General features: G+C 64.1%; 16 protein-coding genes. 9 read left to right on the plus strand and 7 right to left on the minus strand.

What is annotated here, in order from left to right:
- Nucleotides 1-6 precede the first annotated feature (6 nt).
- The 3 genes from HMPREF2734_RS11050 to HMPREF2734_RS11060 all read right to left on the minus strand — a co-directional run bounded on the left by HMPREF2734_RS11050 (nt 7) and on the right by HMPREF2734_RS11060 (nt 3,019).
- The gene (locus HMPREF2734_RS11050; RefSeq protein WP_070570968.1) at nt 7-807 is read right to left on the minus strand and encodes a TrmH family RNA methyltransferase; all 801 of its coding nucleotides are present in this window, start codon (nt 805-807) and stop codon (nt 7-9) included.
- Nucleotides 808-2,253, minus strand: a complete 1,446-nt coding sequence (locus HMPREF2734_RS11055) for an NCS2 family permease (protein WP_070570969.1) — start codon at nt 2,251-2,253, stop codon at nt 808-810.
- Nucleotides 2,254-2,344: 91 nt separating this feature from the next.
- Nucleotides 2,345-3,019 carry a DUF3027 domain-containing protein gene (locus tag HMPREF2734_RS11060; protein WP_083308170.1) on the minus strand — a complete coding sequence of 225 codons (675 nt, stop codon included), beginning with the start codon at nt 3,017-3,019 and terminating at the stop codon, nt 2,345-2,347.
- Nucleotides 3,020-3,058: 39 nt separating this feature from the next.
- Between HMPREF2734_RS11060 and HMPREF2734_RS11065 the strand changes: the two genes are divergently transcribed.
- The gene (locus HMPREF2734_RS11065) at nt 3,059-3,856 is read left to right on the plus strand and encodes a glutaminyl-peptide cyclotransferase (RefSeq protein WP_070570971.1); all 798 of its coding nucleotides are present in this window, start codon (nt 3,059-3,061) and stop codon (nt 3,854-3,856) included.
- Between the two features lie 15 nt (nt 3,857-3,871).
- Nucleotides 3,872-4,369, plus strand: coding sequence for a DUF2771 family protein (locus HMPREF2734_RS11070; protein ID WP_070421465.1), 498 nt, complete (start codon nt 3,872-3,874; stop codon nt 4,367-4,369).
- On the opposite strand, the gene HMPREF2734_RS11075 is transcribed toward HMPREF2734_RS11070, so the two are convergent.
- Nucleotides 4,370-4,753 carry a cold-shock protein gene (locus HMPREF2734_RS11075; RefSeq protein WP_070421466.1) on the minus strand — a complete coding sequence of 128 codons (384 nt, stop codon included), beginning with the start codon at nt 4,751-4,753 and terminating at the stop codon, nt 4,370-4,372.
- Nucleotides 4,754-5,037: 284 nt separating this feature from the next.
- On the opposite strand from HMPREF2734_RS11075, the gene HMPREF2734_RS11080 reads away from it, so the two are divergent.
- A complete protein-coding gene (locus tag HMPREF2734_RS11080) occupies nt 5,038-5,769 on the plus strand; it encodes a resuscitation-promoting factor Rpf1 domain-containing protein (RefSeq protein WP_070570972.1) in 732 nt (243 codons plus the stop codon).
- Nucleotides 5,770-5,889: 120 nt separating this feature from the next.
- On the opposite strand, the gene HMPREF2734_RS11085 is transcribed toward HMPREF2734_RS11080, so the two are convergent.
- A complete protein-coding gene (locus HMPREF2734_RS11085; protein ID WP_092101852.1) occupies nt 5,890-6,084 on the minus strand; it encodes a hypothetical protein in 195 nt (64 codons plus the stop codon).
- A gap of 53 nt (nt 6,085-6,137) precedes the next feature.
- Here HMPREF2734_RS11085 and HMPREF2734_RS11090 point away from each other — a divergent pair, with 53 nt between their 5' ends.
- Nucleotides 6,138-8,171 (plus strand): helicase-associated domain-containing protein, encoded by a 2,034-nt coding sequence (locus HMPREF2734_RS11090; RefSeq protein WP_070570973.1) that lies wholly within the window; start codon nt 6,138-6,140, stop codon nt 8,169-8,171.
- Here HMPREF2734_RS11090 and HMPREF2734_RS11095 read toward each other — a convergent pair.
- Nucleotides 8,168-10,984, minus strand: a complete 2,817-nt coding sequence (locus HMPREF2734_RS11095) for an FAD-binding and (Fe-S)-binding domain-containing protein (protein WP_070570974.1) — start codon at nt 10,982-10,984, stop codon at nt 8,168-8,170. The two genes, HMPREF2734_RS11090 and HMPREF2734_RS11095, sit on opposite strands and share 4 nt — an antisense overlap.
- A gap of 56 nt (nt 10,985-11,040) precedes the next feature.
- On the opposite strand from HMPREF2734_RS11095, the gene HMPREF2734_RS11100 reads away from it, so the two are divergent.
- The 3 genes from HMPREF2734_RS11100 to HMPREF2734_RS11905 all read left to right on the plus strand — a co-directional run bounded on the left by HMPREF2734_RS11100 (nt 11,041) and on the right by HMPREF2734_RS11905 (nt 13,705).
- The gene (locus HMPREF2734_RS11100; protein WP_070570975.1) at nt 11,041-11,919 is read left to right on the plus strand and encodes an ABC transporter ATP-binding protein; all 879 of its coding nucleotides are present in this window, start codon (nt 11,041-11,043) and stop codon (nt 11,917-11,919) included.
- The gene (locus tag HMPREF2734_RS11105) at nt 11,919-13,112 is read left to right on the plus strand and encodes an ABC transporter permease (RefSeq protein WP_070570976.1); all 1,194 of its coding nucleotides are present in this window, start codon (nt 11,919-11,921) and stop codon (nt 13,110-13,112) included. Before HMPREF2734_RS11100 ends, HMPREF2734_RS11105 begins: the two co-directional genes overlap by 1 nt.
- A gap of 419 nt (nt 13,113-13,531) precedes the next feature.
- Nucleotides 13,532-13,705 (plus strand): hypothetical protein, encoded by a 174-nt coding sequence (locus HMPREF2734_RS11905; protein ID WP_210384762.1) that lies wholly within the window; start codon nt 13,532-13,534, stop codon nt 13,703-13,705.
- Here the strand turns inward: HMPREF2734_RS11905 and HMPREF2734_RS11110 are convergent.
- On the minus strand, nt 13,702-13,944 hold the full coding sequence (locus tag HMPREF2734_RS11110; RefSeq protein WP_070451679.1) for a type II toxin-antitoxin system ParD family antitoxin: 243 nt from the start codon (nt 13,942-13,944) through the stop codon (nt 13,702-13,704). The two genes, HMPREF2734_RS11905 and HMPREF2734_RS11110, sit on opposite strands and share 4 nt — an antisense overlap.
- 43 nt (nt 13,945-13,987) lie before the next feature.
- Here HMPREF2734_RS11110 and HMPREF2734_RS11115 point away from each other — a divergent pair, with 43 nt between their 5' ends.
- Nucleotides 13,988-15,628 carry a DNA repair helicase XPB gene (locus HMPREF2734_RS11115; RefSeq protein ID WP_070570977.1) on the plus strand — a complete coding sequence of 547 codons (1,641 nt, stop codon included), beginning with the start codon at nt 13,988-13,990 and terminating at the stop codon, nt 15,626-15,628.
- A gap of 10 nt (nt 15,629-15,638) precedes the next feature.
- On the plus strand, nt 15,639-16,283 hold the full coding sequence (locus HMPREF2734_RS11120; RefSeq protein ID WP_070570978.1) for a DUF3239 domain-containing protein: 645 nt from the start codon (nt 15,639-15,641) through the stop codon (nt 16,281-16,283).
- Nucleotides 16,284-17,235: the final 952 nt, after the last annotated feature.

The raw sequence follows: 17,235 nt of genomic DNA on the forward strand, positions 1-17,235 counted from the left end.
GCCCGGTTAGCGCATGCGCTCGTAGAACGCGATCGCGGCCGAGGTGGCCACGTTCAGCGAATCGGTTCCCGGCGCCATCGGGATCTTGGCGCGCACGTCGGTAGCACGCATGGCGTGCGGGGTCAACCCCGGGCCTTCCCCACCAACAAGGAAGGCAACTTTGTCGTGGCCCTGGATGGCATCTTTAAGTTCGACGGCGTCGTCAGCGGGGGTCAGTGAGATGAGCCACCAGCCGTCGTCGTGAAGTTCCGCGAGTGAGCGCTGCCAGGTCGTCGGGGTGCCATCAAGGTGTGCGAACGGGGTGCGCAGCACGTGCCCCATGGACACGCGCACGCTGCGGCGGTAGAGCGGGTCAGCGGTCGCCGCCCCGAAAAGCACGCCGTCGACCCCCATGCCGGCGGCGTTGCGGAAGATGGACCCGATGTTTTCGTGGTCGCCGACCCCTTCCAGGATCACCAAGGTGCGCGCCCCTTCGAGCACCTCGGAAACGGTGAGCGGCTCCGGCTTATCGGCGGAGACCAACAGGCCGCGGTGCATGTCGTATCCGGCGACCTCCCCCATGATCTGGCGGGTGATCTCGTACACCGGGATGCCGCGGCGCGACAACTCCTCGCCGTAGTCGGCCATGAACGACTCAAGCCGTCCCCCGAAGCCGAACACGGCGCGCACCGGAAAGCGCGACTCGACCAGCCGGCCAGCCACCAGCGGCCCCTCGGCGAAGACAAGGTTTTTCTCCTTGTCGGAGTGCTTCAGGTCGCGGATGTCGTCGAGACGGGGGTCGAGGGGGTCGTCGATACGCAATTGCATTTAGCTAATCGCTGCCATGATCGGGCCCTGCGCGAAGTACACGACGAACAGGGCGGAGATGAGCCACATGATCCAGTGGATGTCCTTCGCCTTGCCGGCGAACAGGGACAGCAGCGCAAACGAGATGAAGCCGACGCCGATGCCGTTGGCGATGGAGTAGGTCAGCGGCATGGTGACGATGGTCAAGAATGCCGGCAGCGCGACCGAGAAGTCGTTCCACTTGATCTGGCCGACCTGCATCATCATGAGCGCACCGACGACAACGAGTACCGGTGCCGCGGCCTCGATGGGCACGACCTCGTAGAGCGGGGTGAAGAACATTGCGAGCAGGAACAGCACACCGGTGACCACGTTGGCCAGGCCGGTACGAGCGCCGTCGGCGATACCTGCCGAGGAGTCCACGAACACCGTGTTCGACGACGCCGACGCGCCACCACCCACGACTGCGCCGAAGCCTTCGACGACGAGGGCGCGCTTCATGTCGGGCAGGACGCCGTCCTCAGCAGCGAGGCCAGCCTGGCGGCCAAGGGCCGTCATGGTACCCATGGCGTCGAAGAAGTTCGCCAGCACCAGGGTAAACACCAGCAGGGATGCGGAAATGACGCCGATGTTGATGAACGCACCAAACAGGTCGATGTTGCCCACGATGGACAGATCCGGGACGCCACCGAAGGAACTGGGCAGCTCCGGCACGGCCAAGCTCCACCCCTGCGGGTTGTCTGCGGACGAGCCGGAACCCGTGATCGCCTCCACAATCATGGCAACAATCGTGGTCAGGATGATGCCGATGAACAGGCCACCACGCACGTTGCGCACAACCATGAAGCCACAGATGAACAGGCCGATGATGAACACGAAGGTCGGCCAGGATGCGATCGAGCCGCCGGTGCCCAGCTGGACCGGAACGGTAGTCATGGCGGCATCCGGGATGCGGCGGACAAAGCCGGCATCTACAAGGCCGATGGTGGCGATGAACATGCCGATACCGACACTCATAGCCACCTTCATCGAATCCGGAATAGCGTTAAACACGGCGGTGCGGAAACCGGAGATGGCCAGCAGCACGATAATGATGCCGTCGATAACCACCAGGCCCATCGCTTCCGCCCAGGTCAGACCCTGCTGGCCCACCATGGTCACGGCGACGAGCGTGTTAATACCCAAGCCGGCGGCGATGCCGAAGGGGTACTTGGCAACCAGGCCGAACAAGATACACATCACGCCAGCAGCCAAAGCGGTGGCGGCCGCTACCTGCGGGATGCCCAGCACGGTGCCCTCGCGGTCGGGGCTGGTGCCGATGATCAGCGGGTTGAGTAGCACGATGTATGCCATCGCGAAGAAGGTCACTACCCCGGCACGCACTTCGGTGCCCACCGTGGATCCGCGCTCTGTGATGTGGAAGAAGGCGTCCAGCCCGCCGCGCGGCTGCGGCTGGTCCTTATTCATTTTTGCTCCCGTGGTCGTACTCACGGGGGCTTAGCTTTTCACTCTCCCTGGGCAAACGCAACTATTTTGCTGCCCCAGTGATTGGAATTACTTAGGAGTTTTCTACTTCCGTGTCCGAGTGCGCGCCGCAACCGTAGGAAGACGCAACGACATGGCCGTCGGCGGAATACTCGTTGGTACAAGCACCGAAGTGCTCCCCCACCGGTTCCGCCATGGGGATATAGAAGGCGCAGGTGCGGCACGACAGGGCTGCCTTTTCGGCAAACTCGCTGTTTGGCCCGTAGTCGCCAGTGCGCCAGCGGTACTTCGCGTCCTCCAGGCCTTGTTTGGTCAGGTAGTGCTTGGTTTCGCGGCCCGGGAAGGTAATGGCGTCGCGGGCAAAGGAATCGTCGGTGACGCGTTCGTCGTCAGGCAGGAGCTCCAACACATCGCCTGGGCCCAGGTCGCCGGGGCGTAGCCGCTCGGAGTACGGCACCCAGTCGGGCGCTTCGAGCGCACCTTGGGAGGGTACGAGCGCGACCTCGTTGACGGTGACCACGTTGGAGCCGTCCGCGCAGGCGATGACGGCGTTCCATTCCCACCCGGCGTATCCGGGCACGTCGGCTTCGAAGCGGTGCGTGGCAACATTGCGGGTCAGCCCGGTAACACCGATGTGTTCGCCGATGTCGCCGTCTGCGATTTCTTCAAGCGCCTCGAGCGCAATAGCTATTGCATCGTTGCCAAGCAACGGGTTGCGGGAGCGAGTGCGTTTTCTGGATCGTGACACGCTTACCCATTATGCGCGATGTAGTGCAGGATGTAACCCATGGGTCATCGTGAAGCTTTGTCCGCTCTGTCTGTTATCGCTGCGCTTTCGGGCGGTTTGCTTGCTGGCTGCGCGCCGGAGTCGTCCACCCCAAGCGTCGAGCACCTTCGCGCCGAGGTGATCGAGCGCCTCCCGTTCGACCAGACCAGTTTCACGCAGGGCCTCGAGGTCACCGCCGACGGCAACCTCTACGTTGGCACTGGCCAGGAGGGCGAATCGCGCCTGTACACCCGCACTATCGCTGGCGATGAGCTCGCGTCGGTTGATTTGGATCCGCAGTTTTTCGGCGAGGGCATTACGCGTATCGACGACACCCTGTGGCAGTTGACGTGGCTCGACGGGACAGCGATTCGTCGCAACGCAGAAACGCTCGAGGAGATCGGCCGCGCCTCCTATCAGGGCGAAGGCTGGGGGCTGTGCTCACGTACGGAAGCGGACGAGGTGATCTTCTCCGACGGCACCGAAGAGCTGCGCCGCATGGATCCGGAAACGCTCGAGGAGCGCGAACGCTTCACCGTCACGCTTGATGGCGAGCCGGTGGCGGGCCTCAACGAGTTGGAGTGCGTCGGTAACGATGTCTACGCCAACGTGTTCACCACCACCGACATCGTGCGCATTGACGCGGAAACGGGCGAGGTCACCGCACGTATCGACGCCTCCGCCCTGCCTAATAACGCCACCGACGACCCGAACCACGTCCTCAACGGCATCGCCCACATCCCGGGCACTGACGAGTTCTTCCTTGCCGGCAAGCGCTGGCCGGACATGTACCGGGTGCGCTTTACCCAGGCTGACTAGTTAGGATTTCTCGCCATGGCACAACGTTCAGGCAGCAAGCAGTGGAAAACCATCGTGGTCGCCCTCGTGGGCGTCCTGGCACTCGTCGGCGTGGTCTACGCCGTCATGGAGTACCAGCGCACCCGCCCCACCACTCCGGTCGATGAACTGACGGTGTCGGTGGCTGCCAACGGTGAGCGCGAGGACATCGGCGTGTACACCGTGTGTGAGTTGGACGAGGAGTGTGCCGGCGGCGACGCCCCCACCATGCAGCGCGGCGAGGGTGATGTGGTGGTTACGGTTCCTGACGAGATTGCGTCGAATAGCTGGCGCCTGCTGCTCATTTACGACGACCCGGAGGCCAACTCCGAGCGCGTCTTCACCTCCGGCGAGGCAACCGAGGAGACCGTGCCGGCTACGACCGAGTCGGGCGCGAAGCTCGTCGTTGCCGAGGTAACCACCCTGGACATTAAAAAGGGCGATGACGGGGAGGAAACCCCTGTCATCGCCACATGGTCCGTGGGCTTTAACTAATTACGCATCCAGCTCGCGCGCCACGGCCCGCAGGATCTCCGCCACCTGGCGGCCTTCCTTGCGGTCCGGGTAGCGGCCGTTGGTCAAAGCAGGCTGGACCTGGGTCTCGATGAGCGTCATCACGTCCGCGAGCATGCTTCCCAGCTCCTCCGGCTTACGGCGGTGCACTGGGCGGCGCTTCGGGGTGTCCAGCACCTTCACGCGCAGCGCCTGTGGGCCACGACGGCCTGCGGCGAAGTCGAACTCGATGCGCTGGCCCGCAACCAGCTCCTCAACCCCCTCAGGCAGCACGGACTTACCGATGAAGACATCCTCGTCTCCCGGGTTGGATGCGAAGCCGAACCCTTTTTCGGCGTCGTACCATTTCACCTTTCCGACAGGCATGGCGCTCTCCTTCCGTAACGCATCACTTATGCAGTATCACTCGTGCAGATGTACCGCCAGTAAGTAAAACAAAATCAAAACCTTACTATTTCCGCCCGAAAATCAAGCAGTTCACGCCAGTGTGACCCAGAACACATATTTTGCATGTCGCGCCTTCGAGCTGGGGAAATGTGAGGCTTTTTCGAGTATTGCGCCCCAAAACGACACCGTTACGTGACACAATCGTTATACAACGTTAGGCTGTCCCGAGAAATTGGCGGTCAACGATGAGAGGAAACGAAACAATGGGACGCCACTCTAAGAAGACCACCTCCATGGGCAAGAAGGCTCTGGCAGGTTCTGCAGCAGCAGCTGCACTGGCTGGCATTGTTGCCCCGCAGGCAACCGCAGCACCGGATTCCGACTGGGACAAGCTCGCACAGTGCGAGTCCGGCGGCAACTGGGCTATCAACACCGGCAACGGCTACTACGGTGGCCTGCAGTTCTCCTACGGCACCTGGCTGGCATACGGTGGCGGCGAGTTCGCCCCGACCGCTAACCTGGCAACCCGCGAGCAGCAGATCGCTGTCGCCGAGCGCACCCTGGCAGGTCAGGGTTGGGGCGCATGGCCGGCTTGCTCCGCTCGCTACGGCCTGAACTCCGCGCCGACCAACCGCGACGCGCAGGTATCCAAGCCGGCCCCGCAGCCAGCACCGGCACCGGCACAGCAGGCCGCTCCGGCTCAGCCGGCAGCACAGGCCCAGGATCCGGCCGCACAGTCCCCGCAGGTCGATGCCCTTTACGCACAGGTGCGTAACGCTATCCAGGCATTCGGCTTCCAGGTTCCGGCTTCCGTGCAGTCCAACTACGTTGCTAACCGCAACGACTACAGCGCGTTCTACGCTGCAAACCAGCCGCTGATCGACGCTGCCCTCTCCGGCGACTTCGCAGCCGTGGCAAACCTGGTCGGCGCTAACTTTGCCAACCAGGTCAACAACACCGTTGCTTCCGTGCAGCAGTCCTTCCAGGCTCGCTAAGCAATAGCGCACAGCAATCGTCCGCCCCGTTCAGGTTGTGAACGGGGCGTTTGCCTTTGCCACCCCACAACAAAAACCGGCACGGTCAGGCACCGTGCCGGTTTTTTAAGTTCCGCTGGTTTAGCGGTTGATGCGCGTCGTCGGGTGGACGTAGCCCGTCTCTTCTGCCGGCATCGGCAGGATCAGGTCGTCGCCGAACGGGCTGGAAGCACCGGTTAACGTCGAGGTGATCTCGGTGACCGGGTGCAGGTTACCTGGGGTATTAGCGGGCCATGCGGGGTTTGCGCGCCCAATCTTCTTCACATCTTTAGCCATGCCCCTCATTCTTTCACGCCGGAGACAAAAACGCACGTAAACTCACCCCCGCAATGTCTACGTTCCCTAAATTCTTGAGTTCGCTCGATGACGACGCGCTGCACGCCCTCATCGAGGCACGCCCCGATGCCTTCTTCCCTGCCCCACCGTCGGTGGGCTCGCTCGCGACCAGGCTTGGTCTTCCCGGCTCGGCGTCGCGTGCGTTGCGTCTCCTCAACGCCGCGGATCTGGCGGTGCTCGAGCAGCTCGCGGATGCCGGAGCGGAGCTTGAGCCTGTGAACGCCACCGGCTTCGGCTCCACTCACCACCTGCGCGAGTTGGCGCTCGTGTTTGGTCCGGATGAGGCGTTGCGTATCGCCCCCGGCACGCTGACTGCTCTGCCTCCCGGTTGGCGCGTGACCGATACGCTGCCGCCCGGCGCGACCGAGGCGCTGGCGTCACTGCCTGCGCGTGAGCGCAAGGTGCTGGACACGCTCGCGGCCTCCGGCGGGGTGGGCACAACCGCGGCGGCTGCACCCGATGCGGACCCGGATGCGCCGGTGTCCAAGTTGCTCGCACTCGGTCTGCTTGTGCGCGTCGACGAGACCACGGTGCGCCTGCCCCGTCCGGTGCGCGACGCGATGCGTGGCGCAACGCCGCGCGTGTTCCCGCTTGCACCACCCGCCGCACCAGAGATCGATCAGGCCGCTATCGACGAAACCGCAACCGCCCAGGGCCTCGACGCGGTGCGCCAGATGCGCCAACTGGTCATGACGCTGATGGATACCCCGGTGGTACTGAACAAAGACGGCACCGTCGGCGTGCGCGCGGCGGCAAACCTGGAAAAGGCACTTGGGTTCGACCCGAGCTTGCTTGTCACCGTCGGCGAATCCGCAGGTCTTGTCGGCCGCGGCAACGTCGACGATGAGGATGTGCTCGCCGCCACTCGCGACGCCCTGACCTGGCTTGACGCGACACTGTCCGATCAGTGGGCGATCGTGCTCGCCGGCTGGGTGGCCTCCCCGTGGCGCGTGGATACAGGGGCGAAGTTGCTTAGCGACGACGCCCACGCCCCAGCGCTTCGCCACGCCCGCCTCACCATGCTGCGCCACGCGGGCGACATGGACCGGCTGCTTTTCCACGCCCCGTTGGAGTCGGCAGGGTTTTCCGACAAGCTCATCGCTGTGGTTGTGCAGGAGGCCGAGTTCGTCGGCGCGCTGGCCAACCATGGACAGCCGACGCCAACACTCGCGCTGCTCAACGGCGAGGACGTCGCCGCAGCAACCACCACGCTCGTGCCCGCCTCGGTGGACACGTTGATCGCCCAGGCTGACATGACGGTGCTGGCCCCGGGCCCGCTCGAGCCCGCAATGGCCGGGTTCATCGAGCGCATCGCGGATCTGGAGTCGCCTGGTCTTGCCAGCGTGTGGCGTATCTCGGAGGCGTCGGTGCGCCGTGGCCTGGATAGTGGACTGACCGCCCCGGAGATCCACGGCTGGCTGGCCGACCACGTGCTTGGCGAGGTCCCCCAGGCCATCACTTTCATCATCGACGACACTGCCCGCACCCACGGCGCCATCCGCGCCGGCGAAGCACTCGCCTACATCCGCTCCGAGGACCCGGCGCTGATCGCCACCGCAGCAGAGAAGTTAGGCCTGCGCATTCTCGCCCCCACCGTGGCCATCTCGCGCCTGCCGCTGGCAAAGCTCATGACGGCGCTGCGCACCGCAGGCCTCCAACCCACCGCCGAGGACGACCAGGGGGTTTCCGTCAACATGGCGCCTGAGCCCGCCCTGGTCGCGCCAACGCCATCGACGCTTCCGAAGTCGCGGAGGGTGGCGCCGGATCAGGTGCGTGCGATCGTCGCAAAGCTGCGCTCTGCGGAGACCACCGATGCTGGCAGCGGGAATGCGTTTGAAACGCTTCGCGCGGCAGCGCGGGCGCGCAGGCATGTCACGGTGGGCTACGTGGACAAGCAGGGACGTGGCAAGACGATCACCGTCCTGCCGCTGAGTGTCACTGCGGGCCAGGTGGACGCGCTCGACGAAGCGAAGGACCGGGTCGTGCGCATCGCCCTGCCGCGGGTGACAAAAGTGGTGCTGGCCTAGCGGCTGGCGCGCTCCAGGATTTCCAGGATGTGCTCGTAGTCCGCGCCGGTCGCGGCCGTCAGGCCCAACTCGCAGGTGCGGTTGGACGACGCGTGGCACGCCGAGCCGAACTCCTTGGCCTGTGCAGCCTCCCGCTTCGTCGCGGCGTGGGTGAGTTCGGGGTGCAGCATGCCGCGGTCACCCGCGTAGCCGCAGCAGTTCCACTCGGCCGGAACGTTTACTTCCTCTGCAGCGGCGGCCGCAACGTGCTTCAGCGTATCGACGATACCCAGGTGGGTTGCCGAACACGTCGGGTGCAGCGTCACCGACGGCACCTTGTGGTTGACCGTGAGGCGATCGAGCACGTGCTCGTCGACAAACTCGATGGCGTCGATGACCGTGATGCCGATGTTTTCAGCCATGTCGCGGAAGCCGTGCGTGCAGCTCGACGCGTCCACCACGACCGGCAGGCGCCCGCCGTCGGTAGCGGCGATGAGCTGGTCGTTGACACGGCGCTGCATGATGTCGTGGCCGGTGCTCATGCCCTTCGAGGTCCACGGGGTGCCGCAGCACATGCCGTCGATGCCCTCCGGAACGGTCAGGGCGAGCCCGGCGCGCTCGACGAGTTTCGCAAACGCCTCCGAGGCACCGACGCCCTCGCCCTGCGGGCCGAACATGGAGTTCACGCACGCCGGGACGAACACGCCAACAGGCTCCGCGCCCGGCGCGCCGACCTGCGTGCCAAACGCCTTGGAGCGCTTCGCGCCGCCCTTGGAAAGTTCGGGGCGGTACTGCGGAACGGTGTCTTCCCCTACGAGGGCGCGGGCGACGTCAGTAACCTTCTGCACCAGGCTCGTCGGCATGACGTAGGCGCCGGTTAGCGCTGCAGAAGCCAGGGTGTTGCCCGGGCCCCACACCTTCGCGGCGGCCGCCCAGCCGGCGGACTTCACAGCACCGGCCTGGCCGCGGCGCAGCGACTTGATGAACTTGCCGGTGTCAATACCCACCGGGCACGCGGTGACACACATGGAGTCCACCGCACAGGTGTCGATGCCGTCGTACTGGTAGGCCTCGTCGATGTGCTTAACCAGCTCCATGTCGCCTTCCTGCAGCGCCTTCGCACGTGCGCGGCGCACGACGATGCGCTGGCGCGGGGTCATGGTCAGGTCGCGCGAGGGGCACACCGGCTCGCAGTAGCCACACTCCACACAGGAGTCGATTTCGTCTTCCACCTGCGGGTTGAGCTTGAAGTTCTTCATGTGCTCGCGCTCGTCGTCAGTGATGATCACGCCCGGGTTCATCACCCCGCGAGGGTCGGCGGCGCGCTTGAGCGCCGCCATCACGTCGTAGAGTTCCTCGCCGTACTGGCGGCGCACGTACGGCGCCATGACGCGGCCGGTGCCGTGCTCAGCCTTGAGGTTGCCGCCGGCACCGAGCACGAGGTCCACCATGTCCTCGTTGAAGCCGTCGTAGCGCGTGAGGTTCTCGTCGCCCTCGAAGCGGTCGGTGATCAAAAAGTGGATGTTGCCGTCCTTGGCGTGGCCGAAGATGACGGCGTCGTCGTACCGGTAGGCGTCGAAAAGCTGCTGCAGCCCGCCGCAGGTGTCGGCGAGGTCCTCGACGGGCACCGCGATGTCCTCAAGCAGCGCGGTGGTGCCGGACGGGCGCGCCTCCGCGACCTGGGCGTAGAGGCCCTTGCGGAACGCCCACGCCTTGGCGGCCTCGATGGGGTCGGTGCTGAACTGCGCCGGGGTCTGCAGGTCGAACTCGCGCAGGAGTTTGGAGCCAGCCTGCTCGTATTCGCGCAGCTGCTCGGCCTCGTTGGCGTGGTATTCGATGAGCAGCGCCGCCTGGCCGCCAAGTTCGAAGCCGGTGATCTGCTCCGGCACCGAATCGAAGGTGCGGCCGACCTTGATGGAGCGCGAGTCCATCAACTCCAGCGTCGCCGCCTTCGACTCAAACAGGGCCGGCAGGGAGCGCGTCGCGGCGTCCAGTGTCGGGTAGACCGCGATGGTGGTTGTCTTCAGTTTCGGCACCTCGATAGTGCGCAGGACGGCCTCCGCGATGAACGCGAGCGTGCCTTCGGATGCGACCAGCAGGTGCATGAAGATGTCCAGCGGCGAGTCGTAATCCAAAAACGAATTCAGGCTGTAGCCCATCGTGTTCTTGAGCGCGAAGTGGCGCTCGATGATGTCTACGGATTCCTTGTTGTCGCGCACACGTCGCTTGAGCTGCTCGATCGTGTCCACAAGCTCCGGCTCCTGGCGGGCGAACTGCGCCTCCGCATCCGGGTGGGCGGTGTCGATCACCGTGCCGGACGGTAGGACGAAGGTGACGGACTCGATGGTGTTGTAGGTGTTGAACTCCGTGCCGCACGCCATGCCGGAGGAGTTGTTGGCAATCACGCCACCCATCGTCGCGGCGCCCTCGGACGCCGGGTCCGGGCCGATCTTGCGGCCGAACGCGGCCAGGTGCGCGTTGACCTGGCGCACCGTGGAGCCGGGCTGGACACGCACGCGCTTGCCACCGTCAAGCACCTCCACGCCGCGGAAGTGCTTGCGCACGTCCACCAGCATGCCCGCGCCGCCTGCCTGGCCGGACAGGGAGGTACCGCCGCCGCGAAGCACCACTGGGGCGCCGGAGGATGCCGACGCGCGGAACGCCGCCGCTACGTCGTTCGCGTTGCGCGCTTCCACCACCACATCGGGGGTGTAGAGGAAGTGGGATGCGTCGTGGGCGTACTTGATGCGGTCGATCGGGCGCGTGGACAGCGCCTCGTCGGAGCCGAGTTCGCGGGCCAAATGCGCCGCTGGGGATGAGATGGTTGCAGTCATGGGTTCATGGTAAACCCGCCCTGAGCGATGTCGTATCTTTTGGTAGTTTTTGTCGGGTGACTACGTTTCAGATTCAGGACCTTCACAAGCGCTTCGGCGACGTCCAGGCCCTCGACGGAATGGACTTCACCGTCCGCGATGGCGAGATGTACGGCTTCGTCGGCTCCAACGGCGCCGGAAAATCCACCACGATGCGCATCGCATTAGGCGTGCTCAGCGCCGATTCTGGCGAGGTGCTCCTCGATGGGCAACCGCTTGACGACGACTCCCGTCGCCGCATCGGCTACATGCCCGAAGAACGTGGCCTCTACGGCAAGGAGAAGATCCTCGACCAGTTGATCTTCCTGGCCAAACTTCACGGCGTCGACGGCGCGGCTGCCAAGCAGCGCGGCACCGAACTGCTCGAGGAGTTGGGCCTCGGCGAGCGTCTGGGCGACAAGCTCGACGACCTCTCCCTGGGCAACCAGCAGCGCGTGCAGTTGGCCGCCAGCCTGATCCACGACCCGGAGGTGCTCATCCTCGACGAGCCGTTCTCCGGCCTGGACCCCGTCGCCGTGGACGTGATGAGCACGATGCTCACCGACCGCGCCCGCGCCGGCGTGCCGGTGATCTTCTCCTCCCACCAGCTCGATTTGGTGCAGCGGCTTTGCGACCGCATCGGCATCGTCACCCGCGGCCGCATGGTCGCCGAGGGCACCGTCGACGAGTTGCGCTCGGGTGGCCCGGTGCGCTTCCGCGTCGGCACGCAAGCGCGCGGCTGGATTCCCGCAACCGCCACGCTTATTAGCGACACCCCAACCCACGTCATCGTCGAAACCACTTCCGCCGACAACGACCAGGACATCCTCCGCGCCGCCATGGCCGCAGGCCCCGTCCACGAGTTCACCCGCGTCGTGCCGGATCTGGCCGAGCTGTTCAAGGAGGTTGTGAAGTAATGAAGACCTACTCCCCCATGCACACCATCACCACCACCGCGAAGCGCGAGGTGCAGATTCTGCTGCTGAAGAAGGGCGTCATTGTCACGCTCGTGATCATGTTGCTGGTCATGTTCGGCATGATCGGCTTCGGCACCTGGATGAAAAACAAGGACGACGCCGAAGCGGAAGCCGGCGGCCCGGCCATCGCCGCCGTGGGCGTCGAGGAGCAGCTTCTCGACGACGCCGGCTACGACGCCCAAACCGCCACCGACCGCACCGAAGCCGAACAGTTAGTCCGCGACGGCGACGTGGAGGCCGCCCTGATTGTCGAGGGCGACAACTGGGAGGTCCTTGCGGACGGCTCCCCCTCCACCACCATCCTCACCGGCCTCGACGCCCTCTCCCAGCAGCAGGCGCGCGCCGAAACCTTAAGCACCCTGGGCATTAGCCCCGCCGATTACGAGGCTGCCTCCCCGCAGATCGACGTTGTGCCGGTGGACATCAACGACACCGAAGGCGACGACACCGCAGAGCAGTTGACCCGCCTGCTGACCACCTTCTTCGCGCTGATCATCGTCATGTTCACCGTGATCACTTTTGCCGCCCAGGTGGGCAGCCGCGTCACCGAGGAGAAGTCGTCGCGTGTCGTCGAGCTCATCTTGGCCTCCGTTCGCCCGCTGGACTTCCTCGCCGGCAAACTGCTGGGCACCGTCATCTTCGGATTCCTCGCCACCGCAGTGTTGCTCGCCGTCGGCGGCATCGGCCTGAAGGTCTCGGGTCTTATCGACGACGTCGAAATCGACTGGTCCGCCCTCCCCATCCTGCTTATCGCCTGGCTGCTGTCCATGCTGTTCTTCGGCGGCCTCTACGCCGCCGCCGGCGCGATGGTGCAGCGCACCGAGGACCTGCAGTCCACCCAGATGCCGATCCTGCTCCTGCTGATGGCGTGCGTGTACATCTCGTCGTTTGGTTGGTCCAACACCGACTCAACCTTCATGCAGGTCGTGAGCTGGATCCCGCCGTTTTCGATCTTCAGCGCGCCCTTGACCTACGCAGCTGGCGACTTCACCGCCGTCCAGCTCGCGGGATCCTTCGCACTCGCTGCGGTCACCACTGTGCTCGTCGTGTGGGGTGCCGCCCGCATTTACAAGCGCACGATCCTCAACAAGGGCAGCGTGACCAAGTGGTCACAGGTGCTGCGGAGGGGTTAGGACCTTTCGCGCATTTTGGCGATGAGCTGTCGAAAACGGAGATTCTACGAAGGTACAAAAATGACACAAGAGCATTGCCGTCCCAATTAGGACAATTTAAACTGTGACCCAGGTAACTGTACGGCTTCGAGGATCGGGGCGGAATGTGAAGAAAACTAGTATTTTAAGTTTGGTCTTTGCCCTAGCTTCCATTCTCATTCTCGTGACGGACTCTGCCCCTATGCTTGTCCCGCTCGCGTTGGCTTCCCTTGCACTCATTGTGTTTGCGCTGGGCTCTGAGATAACGAAGGATCTCCGCTAGTTTGAAATCTGCCTAAACTGCATTTCTAGTTACACGGTCGGCCAGAGTCTGGCGCAACACATGGGAACGGTCCTTACCGTTCCTGCAGTCCCCGCTGGCCTTCCTTGCCTGCAAACCGTTGGGTACCGTCAACTTCATCTCCCTCGCCGCCACCACCCAGCTCGCGGGATCCTTCGCACTCGCTGCGGTCACCACTGTGCTCGTCGTGTGGGGTGCCGCCCGCATTTACAAGCGCACGATCCTCAACAACGGCAGCGTGACCAAGTGGTCACAGGTGCTGCGGAGGGGTTAGGACCTTTCGCGCATTTTGGCGATGAACACATCGGGGTCGAAGTCGTGGACAACCTCGCTCAACTCCCCTTTTTCCAGAGCATCGTTGAGTGCCTTAAACTTCTGCTCTCGCTCCTCCACTAGCCGCAGGCCTTCGCGCAGGACTTCGCTGGCGGAGGCGTAGCGGCCGTCTTCGAGCAGTTGGGCGATAAATTTGTCGTAGCGTTCGCCGAGGACAACGGATGTGTTTTTCGCAGCCATGCCCGTAGAATACCAACGCCTACGAACAGGAGGAGTAGATCGCATGGCTCTCGGCGACGGCCCGCTCATCGTCCAGTCGGACAAGACTGTGCTGCTCGAGGTCGCACACCCGGACGCACCCAAGGCCCGTGCTGCGCTCGCCCCGTTTGCGGAGCTCGAGCGCGCACCTGAGCATATCCACACCTACCGCATCACCCCGCTCGCGTTGTGGAACGCACGCGCTGCCGGCTTCGACGCGGAGCAGGCCGTTGACGTGCTCGAACGGTTCTCCCGCTTCCCCGTCCCGCAGCCGCTGCTCGTGGATGTTGCGGAGACCATGGCGCGCTACGGTCGCCTCAAGCTGGTCAAGCACCCCGCGCACGGGCTCATCCTCGAGGCGGACGACCCAGCGATCCTCACCGAGGTCACCCGCTCCAAGAAGATCATTCCGCTGGTCGCATCGCGTATCGACGACACCACCATCCCCGTCCACCCATCCGCCCGCGGCCAAATCAAACAGGAACTGACCAAACTCGGCTGGCCTGTGGAGGACCTCGCGGGATACGTCGACGGCGAGTCCCACCCGATCGCGCTCAACCACGACGGTTGGAAGTTGCGCGACTACCAGCAGTACGCCGCCGAGTCCTTCTGGGAAGGTGGCTCCGGCGTCGTCGTGTTGCCGTGCGGCGCGGGCAAAACCATTGTGGGTGCGGCCTCGATGGCGCAGGCGCAGACCACCACGCTCATCCTGGTCACCAACACCGTCGCGGGCCGCCAGTGGCGCGACGAGCTGCTGCGCCGCACCACGCTCACGCCCGAGGAGATCGGCGAGTACTCCGGGGAGAAGAAGGAGATCCGCCCGGTCACCATCGCCACTTACCAGGTGGTCACCCGCAAGACGAAGGGTGAATACCGCGCGCTCGAACTTTTCGACTCCCGCGACTGGGGCCTCATCATCTACGACGAAGTCCACCTTCTGCCCGCCCCCGTCTTTCGCATGGCCGCCGACCTCCAGTCCCGTCGTCGCCTGGGGCTGACCGCCACGCTGGTGCGCGAGGATGGCCGCGAGGACGACGTGTTCTCACTCATCGGCCCGAAGCGTTACGACGCCCCCTGGAAAGAACTCGAAATGGCCGGCTACATCGCCACCGCCGAATGCGTCGAAGTGCGCACCACACTTAGCGACGACGAACGCCTCACCTACGCCACCGCCGAAACCCGCGAACGCTACCGGTTGGCGGCGTGTTCGAAGGCGAAGCTTGGGGTCGTCGATAAGCTGCTTGCAAAACATGCGGGCCAGCAGACCTTGATCATCGGCGCCTACGTCGACCAACTCGAGGAGATCGCCGCGCGCATCGACGCCCCACTTGTCGACGGCAAAACCACCACCAAGAAACGCGAACAAGCCTTCCAGGCTTTCCGCGACGGTAAAATCTCCACCCTTGTGGTGTCCAAGGTGGCGAACTTCTCCATCGACCTGCCCGAAGCCGCCGTGGCCATCCAGGTCTCCGGCACCTTCGGCTCCCGCCAAGAGGAAGCGCAGCGCCTGGGCCGGCTGCTGCGCCCGAAGGCCGACGGCGCAGAGGCCGTGTTCTACACCGTTGTCGCCCGCGACACCCTCGACGCCGAATACGCCATCCACCGCCAGCGCTTCCTCGCCGAGCAGGGCTACGCGTATCGACTCGTCGACGCCTCCGACCTCTAAACTCTTCCCCATGAAGGTTTTCAAGTTCGACGTCGACGAAGAGTACGCAAAGCAACACAACGAAATGATCCGCGACACCCGCAGCCTCGTCGCTTCGGGCGTCGCCCTCTTTGTGATCTCCCTGCTCGGCGCCGCAGCCGTCTGGTTCTTCGTCGACCCCGAATCCCCCTGGCACACCCTGGGCACGTTCGGCCTTGCCCTCTTCGGCCTCATGATGCTCGTCGTGGGTCTGCTCATCCCCCGCAGCGTGGGCAAGACGCAAGAACTTTACGACGCCAACCCGCTGGCCCCAGCCATCATCACCGAACGCGTCGGCACCACCATCACCCTGACCGCCCTGGTGAACCTCAACGTCGAGCCCTCCCTGCCGCCCCGCTGGGGCATCACCTCCCGCGTCTACCACCCGATCCCGAACACTTCCGACAAGGTGGGCACCAAGGTCCCCGTCGCCGCCGTCGGCGCGCAGCGCTCCGCCCAGAACAAGAAGATGTGGCAGATGGTCACCCCGATGCCGATCGCCTGGGGCACCCCGGACGTCGCCGTCATCGACGAGGCCCGCAACGCCGTACCCGGCGACCAGTGGTCCAAACTCGAGCGCGCCCGCAAGAAGAAGGACCTCCTCGAGCAGTCCAAGAACGCCGTCGTGGAGTTGTAGTTCTCTGTTTGTTTTTCGAGGTTGTTGGGGCTGTTGGGAGCGCTTGGCTGTTGGGGGCTGTTCGGCCCCTGCCGCCCCGCGCCGGCCGTTTCGTCCGCTCTGCGCCACGCCGGCAGCCCCCATTGGCCTTGCCGACAACCCTGCCCCGCACGCCAATGCAAAACCCCACATCACACCATTCGCCAACCTGGGCGGAGTGTAAAATCCTGCAGCCAGTTGAGCTTCATTTTGCATTCACAGAAGTGCGCAGGTGGCTTTAGTGGGGGCTTCGGTGGTGTGAAGGCGATGACTCCGCGTTACGGACAGTTGGACCTCCCCCCTGCCCTCTCCCGATGCCCATGCAGTAGCGTAATGGGTATCGATCCCCTTCTCACTCCGCATTGCGGACTAATGGGTGTACGCCAACTATGCAGCGGCATAGTTACCACGCTGTGTCCTCCTGCCACTCCGCATTGCGGACAACAGGGAAACACCAACGACTTTGCAGCGACATAGCATATCGAATCCCGTTTCCGTCTCCGCATTCCAGACAAATGGCTCCAGCCAACAACTATGCAGCGGCATAGTGGTGCCCGTGGCGTTATGGACTCTGCGTTGCGGACTAGTGGGCGCCCACCATCTATTTCGGCATGGGTGGTGGGCTACTTTTGGCGGAGCGCTTTGGGCTACTTTTCGAAGAGCGCAACCAAGCACCGTGGGAACCGACTCCGCATTGCGGACAAGTTGGTGAAACCCCACGACTATGCAGTCGCATAGTCAGGCACGCAATGTTTCTGCCTCCGCATTGCGGACTAGTTGGTGGACACCAACTATGCAGTGGCATAGTGCAGCCCGTTCTGCCACTGACTCCGCATTGCGGACAAGTTGGTGGACACCAACGACTATGCAGCGGCATAGTGGAACCCGTTCAGTCTCCCGCTCCGCATTGCGGACTAACGGGTGTACGCCAACG

It is taken from the genome of Corynebacterium sp. HMSC055D05, assembly GCF_001810365.1.
GTDB lineage: Bacteria > Actinomycetota > Actinomycetes > Mycobacteriales > Mycobacteriaceae > Corynebacterium > Corynebacterium coyleae.